1 protein-coding gene is annotated in these 381 nt (G+C 71.7%); it reads right to left on the minus strand.

The features are described from left to right. Window positions 1–379: FAD-dependent monooxygenase (locus tag QSK52_RS39215; protein WP_285741056.1), on the minus strand; the 379-nt coding region annotated here is incomplete at its 3' end. Window positions 380–381 lie beyond the last annotated feature (2 nt).

The raw sequence follows: 381 nt of genomic DNA on the forward strand, positions 1-381 counted from the left end.
AACTCCCGTCGGAGAACTCGACGTCCACCCCCTCCGCGTCGCCCCGCAGGGCGGTGACGGTGGTGCCGAGGCGGACGTTCGCGCCAGACGCCTTCACCGCGTCGATCAGGATGCGCTGCAACTGCGGCCGCTGCATGCCCACCGTCGCGGGCAGGTCCTCGCCACCGGTGCGCGCGTCACGCGCGACGTGCAGCACGGTACCGTCGGGAGCGGTGAGGCCGACCTCGTCGAACGCGAAACCCGACGCGCGGACCTGCTCCCACACGCCGATCTCGCGCAGGGCCCGAAGTGCGTTGCCCTGCAAGGTGATTCCGGAACCGGAGACGTTCCAGTCCGGCTTGGCCTCGACCAGGTCGACGGCGATCCCGGCCCGGCGCAGCA

Source organism: Kitasatospora phosalacinea, assembly GCF_030268885.1.
In the GTDB taxonomy this organism is placed as follows: Bacteria; Actinomycetota; Actinomycetes; order Streptomycetales; family Streptomycetaceae; genus Kitasatospora; species Kitasatospora phosalacinea_C.